General features: G+C 65.4%; 18 protein-coding genes and 1 pseudogene. 8 read left to right on the top strand and 11 right to left on the bottom strand.

Annotated elements, in window-relative coordinates:
• Positions 1–31 precede the first annotated feature (31 nt).
• Positions 32–787: an ArsR/SmtB family transcription factor gene (locus PFLCHA0_RS12900; protein ID WP_015635254.1), complete on the bottom strand. Its 756-nt coding sequence runs from the start codon at positions 785–787 to the stop codon at positions 32–34.
• Between the two features lie 81 nt (positions 788–868).
• On the opposite strand from PFLCHA0_RS12900, the gene PFLCHA0_RS12895 reads away from it, so the two are divergent.
• From PFLCHA0_RS12895 to PFLCHA0_RS31210, 4 genes are all read left to right on the top strand, one after another.
• Positions 869–2,008: a cytochrome P450 family protein gene (locus PFLCHA0_RS12895; RefSeq protein WP_015635253.1), complete on the top strand. Its 1,140-nt coding sequence runs from the start codon at positions 869–871 to the stop codon at positions 2,006–2,008.
• Positions 2,005–2,352 (top strand): antibiotic biosynthesis monooxygenase family protein, encoded by a 348-nt coding sequence (locus PFLCHA0_RS12890; protein ID WP_015635252.1) that lies wholly within the window; start codon positions 2,005–2,007, stop codon positions 2,350–2,352. The genes PFLCHA0_RS12895 and PFLCHA0_RS12890 overlap by 4 nt, the downstream gene beginning before the upstream one ends.
• A 94-nt stretch (positions 2,353–2,446) precedes the next feature.
• Complete coding sequence (locus PFLCHA0_RS12885; RefSeq protein WP_015635251.1) at positions 2,447–2,938, top strand: DUF1543 domain-containing protein; 492 nt, start codon at positions 2,447–2,449, stop codon at positions 2,936–2,938.
• Positions 2,939–3,009: 71 nt separating this feature from the next.
• Entirely contained in the window at positions 3,010–3,183 is a 174-nt protein-coding gene (locus tag PFLCHA0_RS31210; protein ID WP_015635250.1) for an N-acetyltransferase, read from the top strand.
• A 13-nt stretch (positions 3,184–3,196) separates the two neighbouring features.
• Here the strand turns inward: PFLCHA0_RS31210 and PFLCHA0_RS12880 are convergent, their stop codons facing one another.
• A complete protein-coding gene (locus PFLCHA0_RS12880) occupies positions 3,197–4,129 on the bottom strand; it encodes a LysR substrate-binding domain-containing protein (protein ID WP_041117612.1) in 933 nt (310 codons plus the stop codon).
• Between the two features lie 119 nt (positions 4,130–4,248).
• Here PFLCHA0_RS12880 and PFLCHA0_RS12875 point away from each other — a divergent pair, with 119 nt between their 5' ends.
• Positions 4,249–4,887: a LysE family translocator gene (locus tag PFLCHA0_RS12875; protein WP_041752745.1), complete on the top strand. Its 639-nt coding sequence runs from the start codon at positions 4,249–4,251 to the stop codon at positions 4,885–4,887.
• Between the two features lie 11 nt (positions 4,888–4,898).
• On the opposite strand, the gene dmeF is transcribed toward PFLCHA0_RS12875, so the two are convergent.
• Both dmeF and PFLCHA0_RS12865 read right to left on the bottom strand, forming a co-directional pair.
• Positions 4,899–5,861, bottom strand: coding sequence for a CDF family Co(II)/Ni(II) efflux transporter DmeF (gene dmeF / locus PFLCHA0_RS12870; protein WP_015635247.1), 963 nt, complete (start codon positions 5,859–5,861; stop codon positions 4,899–4,901).
• Between the two features lie 9 nt (positions 5,862–5,870).
• The gene (locus tag PFLCHA0_RS12865; RefSeq protein WP_011060804.1) at positions 5,871–6,146 is read right to left on the bottom strand and encodes a metal/formaldehyde-sensitive transcriptional repressor; all 276 of its coding nucleotides are present in this window, start codon (positions 6,144–6,146) and stop codon (positions 5,871–5,873) included.
• 70 nt (positions 6,147–6,216) lie between these two features.
• Between PFLCHA0_RS12865 and PFLCHA0_RS31965 the strand changes: the two are divergent.
• Positions 6,217–6,333, top strand: a pseudogene (locus tag PFLCHA0_RS31965) (sensor domain-containing diguanylate cyclase); the annotation flags it as partial.
• A 62-nt stretch (positions 6,334–6,395) separates the two neighbouring features.
• On the opposite strand, the gene PFLCHA0_RS12860 reads toward PFLCHA0_RS31965, so the two are convergent.
• From PFLCHA0_RS12860 to PFLCHA0_RS12845, 4 genes are all read right to left on the bottom strand, one after another.
• Positions 6,396–6,818, bottom strand: a complete 423-nt coding sequence (locus PFLCHA0_RS12860) for an NUDIX hydrolase (protein WP_015635245.1) — start codon at positions 6,816–6,818, stop codon at positions 6,396–6,398.
• 22 nt (positions 6,819–6,840) lie between these two features.
• Positions 6,841–7,179: an FKBP-type peptidyl-prolyl cis-trans isomerase gene (locus PFLCHA0_RS12855; protein WP_015635244.1), complete on the bottom strand. Its 339-nt coding sequence runs from the start codon at positions 7,177–7,179 to the stop codon at positions 6,841–6,843.
• Positions 7,180–7,255: 76 nt separating this feature from the next.
• Entirely contained in the window at positions 7,256–7,648 is a 393-nt protein-coding gene (locus PFLCHA0_RS12850; protein WP_015635243.1) for an Imm10 family immunity protein, read from the bottom strand.
• Between the two features lie 23 nt (positions 7,649–7,671).
• Positions 7,672–8,103 (bottom strand): DUF4265 domain-containing protein, encoded by a 432-nt coding sequence (locus PFLCHA0_RS12845; protein WP_019094391.1) that lies wholly within the window; start codon positions 8,101–8,103, stop codon positions 7,672–7,674.
• A gap of 185 nt (positions 8,104–8,288) precedes the next feature.
• Here PFLCHA0_RS12845 and PFLCHA0_RS12840 point away from each other — a divergent pair, with 185 nt between their 5' ends.
• Entirely contained in the window at positions 8,289–8,888 is a 600-nt protein-coding gene (locus PFLCHA0_RS12840; protein ID WP_015635241.1) for a LemA family protein, read from the top strand.
• Between the two features lie 24 nt (positions 8,889–8,912).
• On the top strand, positions 8,913–9,923 hold the full coding sequence (locus PFLCHA0_RS12835) for a M48 family metallopeptidase (protein WP_015635240.1): 1,011 nt from the start codon (positions 8,913–8,915) through the stop codon (positions 9,921–9,923).
• 5 nt (positions 9,924–9,928) lie between these two features.
• Here PFLCHA0_RS12835 and PFLCHA0_RS12830 read toward each other — a convergent pair whose 3' ends face one another.
• The 3 genes from PFLCHA0_RS12830 to dctA all read right to left on the bottom strand — a co-directional run bounded on the left by PFLCHA0_RS12830 (position 9,929) and on the right by dctA (position 14,040).
• Complete coding sequence (locus tag PFLCHA0_RS12830; protein WP_041752744.1) at positions 9,929–11,182, bottom strand: OprD family porin; 1,254 nt, start codon at positions 11,180–11,182, stop codon at positions 9,929–9,931.
• Between the two features lie 92 nt (positions 11,183–11,274).
• Positions 11,275–12,579, bottom strand: a complete 1,305-nt coding sequence (locus PFLCHA0_RS12825) for a CitMHS family transporter (protein WP_015635238.1) — start codon at positions 12,577–12,579, stop codon at positions 11,275–11,277.
• Between the two features lie 135 nt (positions 12,580–12,714).
• Complete coding sequence (dctA, locus tag PFLCHA0_RS12820) at positions 12,715–14,040, bottom strand: C4-dicarboxylate transporter DctA (protein WP_011060795.1); 1,326 nt, start codon at positions 14,038–14,040, stop codon at positions 12,715–12,717.
• Between the last annotated feature and the right edge of the window lie 13 nt (positions 14,041–14,053).

Raw genomic sequence — 14,053 nt, 5'->3', positions numbered from 1 at the left:
GCCCGGGCTTTCGAACTGGAGCTTGCAGGCTTCAGCCGCCGTGGCGTTGCAATTCAATGACGGCCGAGGACGACAGCGGCCGGGCCGGCTGGATCAGGGCCATGCCAAAGCGCTTGCTGATGTAGCGACCGCCGGTGCCGGTCAGGCTCAGGGCGCGGCTGTCCAGGTCCTGGATCAGCCATTTGCGCTCCAGCAAGGCCTGCAACAGCGCCGCCCCCAGGGCGCCCCCCAGGTGCGGACGGCGCATGCTCCAGTCCAGGCACGGGCAGGCGAAGCGTCGACGCAAGGCCTTGAGCCCGGCCACCTCGATCCCCAGGCTGCGGAAAAATTCTTCGCCGCTGTCGCTGACCCGGTAGGCCTCGCCCTCCCCGGCCGCCAGCAGCCAGCCGGCCTCGAACATCCGGTCGTGCAGCTGCACCCCCAGGGTGCCCGCCAGGTGGTCGTAGCAGGTACGGGCGAACTGCAGGCGGTCCGGGGTGCGCGGGGTGAAGCGGGGCGCGCGGCCGTGGCCAATCACCATCAGCGCCTCAAGGGCCTGGGCCACCAGCGGGTCGCCGAGGCAGTAGTAACGGTGCCGGCCCTGGACCTGCACCCGCAATAGCCCCGCCTCCTTGAGCTTGGCCAGATGGGCGCTGGCGGTGGAGGTGCTGACCTCGGCAATCGCCGCCAGCTCGGTACTGGTGCGTGCGTGGCCGTCCATCAGCGCACAGAGCATGCGGGTGCGCGCCGGCTCGGCGATGGCCGCAGCCACTTGGGATACCCCGACGTCGTTCTGCACTACATTCATATTTCGCTCCCTGACGAATCGTGTCTTCGAAAGGGTCAGGATAGTAGCAGCCTGGATATCTGCCGAACAAAGAGATAAATCATGGACGCGATCAGCGCTGCTACTCACTCAGACCCGTACTTCTACTACACCCGCCTCCGCGCCCGGGGCGGCCTGACCTACGATTGCGCCCTCAGGCTATGGGTCGCCAGCAGCGCCGCGGCGGTGGCAGCGGTGCTCGACCACCCGGCCTGCCAGGTGCGTCCCAGTACCGAGCCGATACCCCAGGCCATTGCCGGAAGGCCGGCCGGGCAGTTGTTCGGCCGCCTGATGCGGATGAACGATGGCCCGCGCCAGCGTTGCCCGCGTGCGGCCATCGAACCGGCCTTGCAGGGCCTCTGTACCGCCGGGCTGGAGACCCATCTGGCCCGGTGGCAACCGGCCCTTGTGGCTCCGGCCTGCGCTGGCGACCTGCAACGCTGGCAGTTCGTACTGCCGGTGGCGCTGCTGGCCAGCCTGCTTGGCGTCCCCGCCGGACAGTGCGAAACACTCGCCCGGCGCACCGGGGAATTCGTCGCCTGCTTCTCGCCCCTGAGCGATCAACCCCGATTGCAGGCCGCCGACCGGGCAGCACTGGAGCTGGACGCGCAAATGCAGGCCCTGGTGCAGGCCCCGCAACACAGCCCGCTGCTGCGGCAGATTCTCGACCGCAGTGGTGAGCTTGCTCCAGCGGACCTGCGGGCCAATCTGGCGGGCTTGCTGGCGCAGACCCATGACGCCTGCGCCGGCCTGGTCGGCAACAGCCTGGTCGCCCTGCTGGCTGCACCGGCCATGCAGCAGCGCCTGCGCCAGGAACCGGGCCTGCTGGGCGACTGGCTGCTGGAGCGCCAGCGTCTGGACCCGCCGGTGCAGAACACCCGGCGCTTCGTCACCGCGCCCTGCACCGTGCACGGCGTGGAACTGCAAGCCGGCGAAACCATTCTGGTGCTGCTGGCCGCGGCCAACCAGGACCCGGCGCTAGCCGCCATTACCGGCAGCAACCCGGCGCATCAGGGCTTCAGCTTCGGCGCCGGAACCCACCGCTGCCCTGGCCGGGAGCTGGCCTTGGGCATAGTCCAATGCCTGTTGCACGCCCTGCTGCAGGGTCCCGGCCTGGATGCACTGGCCCTGGACTGGCAGTACCAGGCCTCGGTCAACGGCCGTATTCCGCTGTTCAGCGACCGCGGGGAGGCCGAACAATGATCGCGGTGATCTTCGAAGTGCTGCCAGCTTCGGGCCAGCGCGACGCCTACCTGGAGCTGGCGGCCGGGCTGAAAAACCAGCTGGAGGAGATCGACGGTTTCATCTCCATCGAACGCTTCCAGAGCCTGGCCCAGCCGGAAAAACTGCTGTCCCTGTCGTTCTGGCGTGACGAGCAGGCCGTGGCCCAGTGGCGCAACCTGGAATGCCACCGCCAGGCGCAGGCCCGGGGCCGCGGTGAGGTATTTGCCGACTACCGGCTGCGGGTAGCGACGGTGCTGCGCGACTATGGACTGCAAGAGCGTTGCCAGGCCCCTGCGGACAGCCGCCGGTTGCATGGCCGCTGACACCGTCGGCCTTGGCCCGGCGCCCGGCTTGAGGTAAAACGTGCGCCCGCGGTGGCGGCACGCGCCACCACCTAGCCCGGAACAAGGAGCCTGCATGCTGTTTGTGGTGATGCTGGGGGGCAAGCACCCCAGAGCGAAAATCGAAGTCCATGATGTGCAGTTCGTGGTCGCCGACAGCCTCGAAGCGGCCTACCCGCAACTGCGCGAAGGCTGGTTCGGCAGCCCGGCGGGATTGCACATCGACTCATGGATGCGGGTGGACGGTATCGAAGACTACAGGCTCGAACTCAGCGCCCTGGCCCCGGCTGCGGATGCGCCACGCCTGTACTTCATCAACCTGGGCGGCTATGAAGCAGCGACCTTCGGCGAAGCCCACCGTTACCTGCTGGTGGTGGCCCGGGACAAGGCGCAGGCCAAGGCCAAAGGCAAGCAGCAGATGCTTGCCCACTGGCACAAATCCCACACCGATGCCCTGCTGGACGTCGACGACTGCCTGCCCATCGACCTGGCGGACGGCCGCTACGTGCACCTGGTGAAGGGCCCTCACCAGGGCATCGTGCAGCACAACGACTACATCATCCTGTAGCCGCCGGCTGGCAGGCCAGTGAAGCGCGCACAGGCCGGCTATGCTGGCGGTTTTCTTCAGGGAGCAGAGCCATGCCGCTATGTTTGCGCAACGCACCGCAAGACGACACCCAGCGCCTGACCGTCAACGAACACAATGCCCGGGCGATCCGTTTCTACCAGCGCAACGGCTTTGTGAGGGGCGGCGAAACCCTGTTCCCCTGCGGCGCCGACCTGCACCGCGACTGGGTCATGCTGCGCCGTTGAAGCGGCCCCGCCATCAGCCCGCGCCAGGCGTCAGGTCACCCAGTTCAAGGTCATCGATGGATACCACTTGCTCCAGCAGAAAGGCGCGCAGGCCGTCGATCTGTTCCCGGCGCGGGCTGTCCCGCAGCCACACCAGGTAATAGCCGTCCCCCGACGCCAGCGCACGGGGAAACGGCAGGCTGACCAGGCCCTGGCGGATGTCCTCGGCCACCAGGTACAGGTCGGCGATGGACAGCCCGTGGCCACGCATGGCCGCGCAGATCGCCTGGTCCAGGGTGTCGAAGACGTTGCCCCGGTCCAGCCGTACCTGCTCCAGCAGGCCCTGGGCCTGTAGCCAGCGCCGCCAGTCGCGGCGGTCCGCCGAAGGGTGGATCAGTGGCGCCTCCCTGAGCCGTTCCAGGGTCCAGGGCGGCGCATCCACAGCCTCCGGAGGGCCGATGGGAATCAGCCACTCATCGAACAGCTTGCAGGCCTCGACCCCGGCGCCGAACTGCCCGTTGCCCAGCAGAATCGCGCAGTCATAGGGCTCGGCATGAAAATCCACATGATCGAAATCCATCCACACGCTGGCCAGTTGCACCGCCAGCGACGGCTGCTGGTGCTTGAGCTGGTCCAGGGCCCGCAGCAGCCAACGCATGGTCAGTGTCGAAGGGGCCTTGAGGCGTAATTGGCCACTGCCGCTGCGCAGCGGCAGACAGGCGTCCTCGATGATCCGGAACCCCGCCTTGAGCTCCCGGGCCAGGCGCTGCCCAACGTCCGTGAGTACCAACCTGGGGCCGTGGCGCTCGAACAGGCGGCAGCCGAACTGGCTTTCCAGGGTGCGGATATGCCGGCTGATGGCGCTTTGGGTCAGGGACAGCTCCTCTGCGGCCCGGGTGAAGGAGCTGGAACGGGCCGCCACTTCAAAGGCGCGCAAGGCATAGAGCGGCGGCAGGGACTCGACCATCGGCAAGCACTCAGCATGATTAAAAATCATAGTAAGTCACAGCTTTTTGCGTTTTTCAACGCAGGCTCAAGCCTTCAGGCTAGGGCCTTTGCCAATGACCGAGGAGTTGCCGGGTGGATGTGAACATGTCGTTATTGCTGGCCTATACCCTGAGCGTGCTGATGCTGGTGGCGACCCCGGGGCCGGTGGTGGCGCTGATCGTCAGCACCAGCATGAACGCCGGCCCGCGCCAGGCGCTGCTGACCGCCCTGGGCACCAACGCAGCGTCGTTGCTGCTGGCCCTGCTAGCGGTGCTGATGCTCTCCGGCGGGCTGGCCCTGGACCCACGGCTGATCCACTGGATCAGCGTGCTGGGCTGCTGCTTCATTGCCTGGCTGGCCGTGCAGGGGTTGCGCGAGGCGGCCGCCCAACCCGCTGCGCAAGCACCGGCCAAGCCCCTGGCCGGACGCGGCAGGGGCCTGGCCACCGGCTTTGTGGTGGGCATCGGCAACCCCAAGGACATCATCTTCTTTGTCTCGTTCTTCCCCCAGTTCATCCAGGTCGGCCGTACCTTCGAACACAGCGCCCTGCTGCTGACCCTGGTCTGGGTACTGATCGACCTGGCGGTGCTGGGGGCCTATATCCTGGTGGCACGCCAGGGCTTTTCGCTGAAGTACAAGCGCCTGGTGACGGGGGTGTCGAGCCTGGTGCTGCTGGCAGTGGCAGTGGTGGGGCTGGCCTATTCGCTGCTGGAACTGTACCGCCCGGGCGCCACCTGAGGCGCCCGGCTTCAGACGCTGCGCAATTCCAGGGTCAGGTGCGACAGCCCGGGCAGCGCGGCCAGGCGCGCACGCACGGTCTCGGCACTGAGCGAGGCCCGGGCCACCACACTGACAATCGCCGCCCGGGCCCCGGGGCCCACCTGCCACACGTGCAGGTCGACGATACTGGCATCCCCCGGCCCTTCCACCGATGCGCGGATCTGCCCGGCCACCTGCTCATCGCTGGCATCGAGCAGCACCGCGGCGCTGGACTTGATCAAGGCATAGGACCAGCGGGCAATCACCAGCGCGCCGACAATGCCCATCGCCGGGTCGAGCCAGACCCAACCCAGGTAGCGCCCGGCCAGCAGCGCGGCAATGGCCAGCACCGACGTCAGGGCATCGGCCAAAACATGTACATAGGCCGAACGCAGGTTGTTGTCGCCCCCGGCCCGGTGCGACTGGTGATGCTCGTGATGCTCGTGATGCTCGTGATCATGAGAGAGGCCGTGGGAATGGCCATGATGGTCGTGCCCCCCGCCCAGCAGCCAGGCGCTGAGAATGTTCACCAGCAACCCCGCCACGGCGATCAGCGTGGCTTCGCCAAAGGCCACGCGAGTGGGCTGGAACAGCCGCACCAGGGATTCGCCGGCAATGCCCAGCGCCACCAGGCCGAGAATGATGGCCGAGGCAAAGCCCGCCAGGTCGCCGACCTTGCCGGTGCCGAAACTGAAACGCCGGTTGCCGGCATTGCGCCGGGCAAAACCGTAGGCCGCCGCCGCGATGCCCAGGGCCCCGGCGTGGGTGGCCATGTGCAGCCCATCGGCCAACAGGGCCATGGAGCCGGTGAGGTAACCGGCGACGATCTCCCCCGCCATCATCACCACCGTCAACAGCACCACCCACAGCGTGCGGCGGGCGTTGTCGTCGTGATCAGCACCGAGAAACCGATGATCGTGGGCCAGGTGTGCAGCCTGCTGAGACAGGTTCATGAGCGGCTCCTACTTGGAATAACGGCGGATGGCTTCAAGCAGTTCATCCACGCCCCGGGCCCGCTCGGCATCGCTGAGCTCGGGGTTGGCCACGTGCTCCAGGGCATGGGCTTCGATGATCTCGCCCATCAGGCCGCTGATGGCGCCCCGAGTGGCGGCCACCAGGTGCAGGGTCTTGCCGCAGTCGGCCCCGCTTTCCAGGGCTCGCTCCACAGCCTGGACCTGGCCGAGAATGCGCCGGACCCGCTTGAGCAGCTCATCTTTCTGCGCATGAGTGTGTGACATACCTATACCCCCTATACCTATATAGAGCGCATCTTGCTCCCCTGCCCTCGACGACGCAAGCCGGCCCGACGATGCCGAACGGTTCAAGCGCAGCCAGTATTTTGCGCGGATCGACACCTGGGACCGGGAGGTCGATACCCAGCGCCTGTACTGGTCGGAGGCGATCTACGGCATGTTCGGCTTCCAGGCGATGTACGAGGCCCGGCGCAGCGGCAACAACCACTACCGTCTCGGGCAATAAGCCGCTGCCTAGGCCTCGGCGCCTTCGCCCAGCAGGCGTTGGCGCAGGAATCCCAGGGCGCCCTGGAACAGCGGGTGCCATTGCTCCGACGGCAAGCTGGCCAGGGGCTGCCAGAAAAACTCGAACCGATGGCCGCCGTCATCCGCGGTGAAATGGCTCCAGCTTTCCGGCAACGGCGCTGGCACCCGGCATTCATGGAAGGCCCACACCTGGCCGCAGAAACCCGAATGCCAGAGCCCCAGGAAACCGCTTTCCCCGGCCTGGAGACCGGCCTCTTCCGCCAGCTCGCGAACGGCTGCAGTAGCCGTGGACTCCCCCGCCTCCACCGTGCCCTTGACCAGTTGCAGGCCGGCCAGCGGATGGCGGAAAGCCAGGATCTCCAGCTCGGTGGAATGGCGCAGCACCACCGGGCAGGCTTTATTGGCACGCATAGGCCCCTCGCTCCTCAAGCCTTCAATCGTCCCGGGTCAGCACTTCCAGCAACTCGATCTCGAAGATCAGGTTGGAATTGGGCGGGATGGCGCCCATGGAACGCTCGCCATAACCCAGGTGCGCCGGCACCAGCAGCTTGCGCTTGCCGCCCACCTGCATGCCCATCAGGCCCTGGTCCCAGCCCTTGATCACCCGGCCGGTGCCGATCACGCACTGGAACGGCTTGCCACGATCATAGGAGGAGTCGAAGCTGCTGCCGTCCTCCAGAAAGCCCCGGTACTGGGTGGTGATCAAGGCGCCCTTGACCACAGTCTTGCCGTCGCCCGGCTGGATATCGATGACCTGCAATTCGTCGCTCATGGTTCACTCCCGTTCAAGCATTGCCCCGTCACGGGACTGCGGCGCGCTTTTTCGCAGAATTGCCCCGGCTTGGCAATCACTGTGGCGCCACCTCGATCAGGGTATCGGTATCGAGAAAGATCGCCCCCAGCGCCATCGCGACCTCCTCGACGCTGGCGAGCCCCGGCTTCCAACTGATCTCAAGGCTGGGCAAGCCCCGGCACCAGGCCTGGGAATCGCCAAAATGCAGGGTCAGGCGGCCCGGGGCCAGCAGCACCTGGCGGATGCCGCCATAGCCGGACACTGCCTGGCCGCCCAGTTCCACATGGTAAGTGTCCATGCCCAACTGCCGGTCCTGCTCGTCAAAGCATTCGGCGCGCTGCAACAGCAGGTAGTGCCCGGGCTGCTGCCCGTCGTCGGCAAAGCCCAGGATCTGCACCTCGTCTTCAGTGCAGGCACTGTAGCCAGTGGCATGAAATTTCAAACTCATCGCTCCTTGCTCCTTATTCGCGGTCACTGGCGCAACAGCCCGCTTTCATAATCCAGCCAATCCTGCTCAAAGCACTCCTGCAGGTACTCCAGCACGCTGTCCAGCGACACCGAGGCAGGCACATTGACAGCAAGGAACGCCTTGCTCATGCCCTCCCAGCTGCAGCCCAGGGCGTTGATCCGCGCCAGCACCTCGGGGGTCCGGGCCCTGCCGGCGTCAAAGAACACCAGGCGCAACGTGCTGTTGCCACTGCTGCGCCCGACCCGCCTGAACCACTTCAGGCCATCGGCCTCCACCTGGACTTCGACGTCGTCCTCGTAACAGGCATCCTGGGAGTAGAACGGAAGGTTGGCGATACGGTACAGGCCATCGGGCTGGCGTTCGGCCCAGACCCCTTCGCTGGCCACCGGCGGATAGTCGTCCACCACCGTCAACCTGAGCATGATCTTGTCCATCACCTGTCCCTGGTTCATTGAATAAAAGGCAGCGGAGCCCTTCGGTCCCCGCGCAAGCCGAGCGCTTTTTCGCAGAATTGCCGCCCCTTGGCAATCATTGACGGGTCGCCGGCGAAGGTGTGTCACCGAACAGGAAGATTCCGTTACCATTGCCGCCCCCACGCCTCACTCGATAAGGACATCCCATGGCCACCGCCGATATCGTCGCCCTGGTGCTGCTCGCCGCTCTGGCGCTGTACCTGGTCAGCCTCTACAACCGCCTGACCACCCGGCGTACCCGTCTGCGCAATGCCTTCGCCCAGATCGAGGTGCAACTCAAGCGCCGCTACGACCTGATCCCCAACCTGCTGGAAACCGTCAAGGGCTACCTGCAGCACGAGCGCCAGACCCTGACCGCCCTGGCCGAGGCTCGCAACAGTGCCCGGGACAGCCTGCAAGCGGCTGCTGCGCAACCCGGTGACAGCGCCAGCATCGCCCGCCTGGGCCAGGACCAGGGTGCCCTGGACCAGGTCCTCGACCGCCTGCACCTGAGCCTGGAGGCCTACCCGGAACTCAAGGCTTCGCAGAACATGGCGCAACTCAGCGAAGAACTGACCAGCACCGAGAACAAGGTCGCCTACGCGCGCCAGGCCTTCAACGACGCCGTGACCGACTACAACCTGTGCAAGCAGCGGGTGCCGGCACTGTTTTTCGCCGGGCTGTTCGGCCACCGGGCCGATGCCGCCCTGCTGCAATTCGCCGACAGCGCGCGCATTCAAGACGCCAGCAAAGTCTCCTTCCAGTAACTGCACCTGCCCCCGGAAACCTGCATGAAGTTCTTTCAACACCAGGCCCGAGCCCGGCGCCACACCCTCAAGCTGGTGCTGTTGATGACCCTGGCGGTAGCCACCCTGGTCAGCCTCAGCAGCCTGGGGCTGGGCCTTGCATGGCGCGAGCTGAGCCAGGAATACAAGCAGCCCAAGGTCTTGAGCTGGACCGCAGTGGCCGTGGTGGCGCTGCTGATGCTGCTGGTGGTGCTGCTGGGCAGTTGGTACAAAAGCTGGCGCCTGCGGGCCGGCGGCAAGGTGATCGCCGAGCACCTGGGCGGGCGCTTGATCAACGATTCGCCCCGGGGCAGCGAGGAACAGCGACTGCTCAATATCGTCGAGGAAATGGCCCTGGCCTCGGGCGCCACCATGCCTGCGGTGTATGTGCTGCCGGAAGACGGGATCAACGCCTTCGCCGCCGGACTGACCCCGCAGCAGGCGGTGCTCGGCATCACCCGCGGAGCCCTGGTCCACCTCGACCGCGACGAGTTGCAGGGCATGGTGGCTCATGAGTTCAGCCACATTCACAACGGCGACATGCGCCTCAACACCCGCTTGCTGGCGGTGATCCATGGCCTGCTGGTGTTCAGCCTGGCGGGCATCGCGGTGCTGCGCCAGGCTGAAAAGCAGCACCTGGGCAGCGACCGCCACCGCTTCTTCTGGCAGATCATCTTCGCCGTGCTGGGCCTGGCCCTGCTGGTCTTCGGTTCCCTGGGCAGCCTGCTGGGCAACCTGATCAAGGCCGCCATCTGCCGTCAGCGCGAGTTTCTCGCCGATGCCTCGGCGGTGCAGTTCACCCGCAACCCCCAGGGCATTGCCGGCGCCCTGAAAAAGATCGGCGGCAGCAGCGCCGGTTCGCGCCTGCGCGCCTTCGCCGCCGCGCAGTACAGCCACCTGTATTTTCACCAGGGGGTGAAACTGCGCCTGGGCCGCCTGATGGCCACCCACCCACCGCTGGCTGCGCGCATCCAGCGCCTGGACCCGCAGTGGGATGGGCGCTTCAAGCCGCTGTAAGGGCCCTACCAGAGGGCAATGTCGTAAGTGATGTAGAGGCGGTTGCTGTCCCGCCCACGGGCGTAGTCGGAGCGATACACATAATTGCGCAGCTTCACCCCCAGCCCCTTGAACGAACCTTGCTGAAGCACATAGGCCAGTTCGCTGTCGCGCTCCCACTCATCGACCCGGGTCCTGGACTTGCCGCCATTGCCACTCAGGTAGCGGGAACTGAAGGTCAGGCCGGGGAGACCGAGACCAGCGAAGTTGTAGCCGTAGCCGAGCATCCAGGTCTTCTCGCCCTCTTCGATGAACTTGCCGATGCCGGCGTTACTGAAGGAGTAGACCGTGGCGCCGCTGATATACGGCAAGCCGGCATCGCCACTGAGACGCTGATAACCACCGCCAAGGGAATGCCCGGCGATCGCGTAGGTCAGTTGCCCGCTGAGCATGCGGTTGTCGATCTTGCCGTCAAAGGCCGCGCCTGAATCGGCGCTGCGAAAGTAGCGCAGGTCGCTGGTCAAGGTGCCCCGCCCCAGCGCCAGGTCATGCTGGAGGCCGACGAAGTCCTGCCGATAGAAGTTCTCAAGCTCGCCATGGAAATAGCTCAGGCGCAGGCTCTTGCTCCACTTGTATTCGGCCCCGCCGTAGCGGAAGTCCCCGGACTGGCCGCCGCTGTAGCCGTCGGGGACCAGCCCCACGCTGTCGGTGGAATCGCGCAGTTTGAAGCGCTGCAGATAGCCGCCGGTCAAGCTCAGGCCGTCGATATCCGTGCTGGTGAGCTGGGTGCCCTGATAGGTCTGCGGCAACAGACGGGCATCGTTGTAGACCAGCACCGGGGTCTTGGGCAGCAGGGTGCCGTACTTGAGCGTGGTCTTGGCCAGCCGCACCTTGGCCGTGGCGCCGGCACTGGCAAATTCGCCTGCGGCGCGACCGTCGTCGTGCACCGGCAACAGCCCCGTTCCACTGCGCCCCTTGCCGGAGTCGAGCCTGACACCCAGCAGCCCCAGGGCATCGACCCCGACCCCCAGGGTACCCGGGGTGAATCCGGACTGATAATCGAGCAGGAAACCCTGAGCCCACTCAGTGCGCTCGCTCTTGGCGCTGCGCGCAGCCTTGGCGCTGAGCCCATGTTCGTCGCGGAAGTTTTCGTTGAAATAGACGTTGCGCAGCTGCAGCTTGAGACTGCTGTCGTCGATGAATCCAGCGCCCTGGACCGCCGCCAGGGGCAGCAGGCTCAAGCTGGACAGAATCAGGGTGCGACTTTGCCAATGGCTCATGAGGTAGTTCTCGTTGTTGTTATTCAAGGCGCAGTTGTCCCTGGCGCCCTTGAAACAAGCGCGCCGGGCCACCAAAGAGGGTTTCGAACGAATCAGACGAACAGGGTCAGGGCGCCGGTCAGCAAGGCCAGGGCGGTAATCACCAGAGAGGTCAGCACCGCCCACTTCACCGTGGCCTTCTGGAAGTCGCCAATGTCACGGTCCACCATGCCAACCAGCAGCAGGGTCGAGGCCACCAGCGGGCTCATCAGGTGCACCGGCTGGCCGAGGATCGAGGCCCGGGCGATTTCCAGGGGAGAAATGCCATAGGCCGCCGCCGCGTTGGCCAGGATCGGCACCACGCCGAAGTAATAGGCATCGTTGGACAGGACGAAGGTCAGCGGCATGCTGGTCAGCGCCACCACCAGCGGGAACAGGTGGCCCCAGGACGGCGGAATCCAGTCCACCAGGGTCTGGGCCAGTGCGTCGACCATCTTGGTACCGGAGAAAATCCCGGCGAAGATCCCCGCGGCGAACACCAGCAGCACCACGGTCATGGCGTTGCCTGAATGAGCGAGAATGCGCTCCTTCTGAATGTCCAGCTGCGGGTAATTGATCATCAAGGCCAGGACAAAACCGATCAGGAACAGCACCGCCGAGTGCATCAGGCCCAGCACCAGCGCGGTCATCACCGCCACCACCAGCAGCAGGTTGACGTAGGCCAGCTTGGGCCGCTTATGCGGCGTGTCCTCCAGAATCGCCTTGATGTAGCAGTCACCGCCACCGCTTTGCAGTTGGGTATTGCCGATGCGCTTGCGCTCGGCCCGGCCCAGCAGGTAGGCGGTAAACACCACCCAGGCGGCGCCGCCGATCATGGTCGGCAACAGTGGTACAAAGTACTCGCCGGCATCCAGGCCCAGGGCGGCGATGGCTCGGGTTGCCGGCCCGCCCCACGGGGTCATGCCGCTCATGATGCTCAAAGACAGCATGGAGATGGTGGCGAGAATCATCGGGTTCATGCCGATGCGCTTGTACAACGGCAGCATGGCCGCGCAGGTAATCATGTAGGTGGTGGTGCCGTCGCCGTCCAGGGCGACCACCAGCGACAGCAACGCGGTGCCGATGGCGATCTTGGTCGGATCGCCATTGACCCGTTTGAGAATCTTGCGGATCAGCGGATCGAACAGCCCCGAATCGATCATCAAGCCGAAGAACAGAATGGCGAACAGCAACAGCGCCGCCGACGGCGCGACCATTTTCAGGCCGTCGAGCATCATCTTGCCGGTGCTGCCGGCAAACCCGCCGAGCACCGCGAAAATGATCGGCACCAGGGTCAACGCCACAATGGGCGACAGGCGCTTGGTCATGATCAGGAAGGTGAAGACCACCACCATGGCGAGGCCGAGTAAGGCGAGCATAAGTCGATTCTCTTGTTTTTATGGTGAGCGTGACCGGCACGCAGGCGCGGCCACCCGGGCACCGGGCGCCCCTCAGGGGCGCCCGGCACAGGTGTTGAGTCGGTACTTGGGGTAAAGCGCTGGTGCTTGGCGGGTCTAGCCGAGCTTGCTCGCCAAAGCGGCGGCTGGGCTGTCATCGGCGGCAGCAGCCTGGGCCGCAAGCGGCTGGCCATCGAGCGTGCGCAACAGCACCTGGCGGTCGCAGGCCTGCTCCGAAAGGGCGATCACCACGGTTGCCACTGCGTTGCTGGCCAGGCTGGTCAAGGCCCGGGCCTCGGACATGAAGCGATCAATACCGATCAGCAATGCCAGGCCTGCCAGGGGAATGTCATGAATCACCGTCAGGGTCGAGGCCAGGGCCACGAAACCGCTGCCGGTCACCCCGGCGGCGCCCTTGGACGACAGCAGCATGATCGCCAGCATGGTGACCACCTGCCCGGCACTCAGCTCGATATTGCACGCCTGGGCAATGAAGATCGCCGCCAGTGACAGGTAGATCGCCGTGCCGTCGAGGTTGAACGAATAGCCGGTGGGCAGCACCAGCCCTACCACGCTCTTCTTGCAGCCCAGGGCCTGGAGTTTTTCCAGCATGCGCGGCATCACCGGTTCTGTGGACGAGGTGCCGAGCACCACCAGGAACTCTTCACGCAGGTAGCGCAGCAGCTTCCAGAGGCTGAAGCCGTTGGCCCGGCAAATGCCGCCCAGCACGACGCAGACAAAGAAGCCGCAGGCGACATAGAGGGTCATGATCAGTTTGGCCAGGGCGCCCAGGGAGGTGATGCCGTACTGGCCCACAGTAAAGGCCAGGGCCCCGAAGGCGCCGACGGGGGCAAAACGCATCAGGTAGGAGAAGATCTTGAACACCATCTGCGAGGCCGACTCCAGCACCACCAGCACCGGCTTGCCGCGCTCGCCCAGGGACGACAGGGCAAACCCGCACAGCACCGCGATAAACAGCACCGGCAGCACCTCGCCCTTGTTGAAGGCACCGACAAAGGTCTCGGGAATGATGTGCATGAAGAACTCCACCACCCCCAGCTTGGCCGCCGAATCGGTGTACTGGGACAGGCCCTGGGTGCTCAAGCGGGTGGGGTCGATGTTCATCCCCGCGCCGGGCTGGAACAGGTAGACCGCCGCCAGGCCGATGAACAGGCTGATCAGGGTCAGGCCCAGGAACAGCAGCATGGTCTTGCTCAGCAGGCGCCCCAGGGAACGCTTGTCGCTCATGCCGGCGATGCCGGTGACGATGGTGCAGAACACCACGGGGGCGATCATCATCTTGATCAGCTTGATGAAGGCATCTCCCAGAGGCTTCAGGGCAATGGCTTGCGCGGCCCAGAAGTGCCCCACCAGGACCCCGAGGAACACGGCGCAGAGGATCTGGAAATAGAGCGATTTAACAACTTTCATGGCATCACCCATTTTTAGAATTGTG

Source organism: Pseudomonas protegens CHA0, from assembly GCF_000397205.1.
GTDB lineage: Bacteria > Pseudomonadota > Gammaproteobacteria > Pseudomonadales > Pseudomonadaceae > Aquipseudomonas > Aquipseudomonas protegens.
The sequence above is the reverse complement of the archived record's forward strand: the minus strand, read 5'-3'. Positions and strand labels throughout refer to the sequence as shown.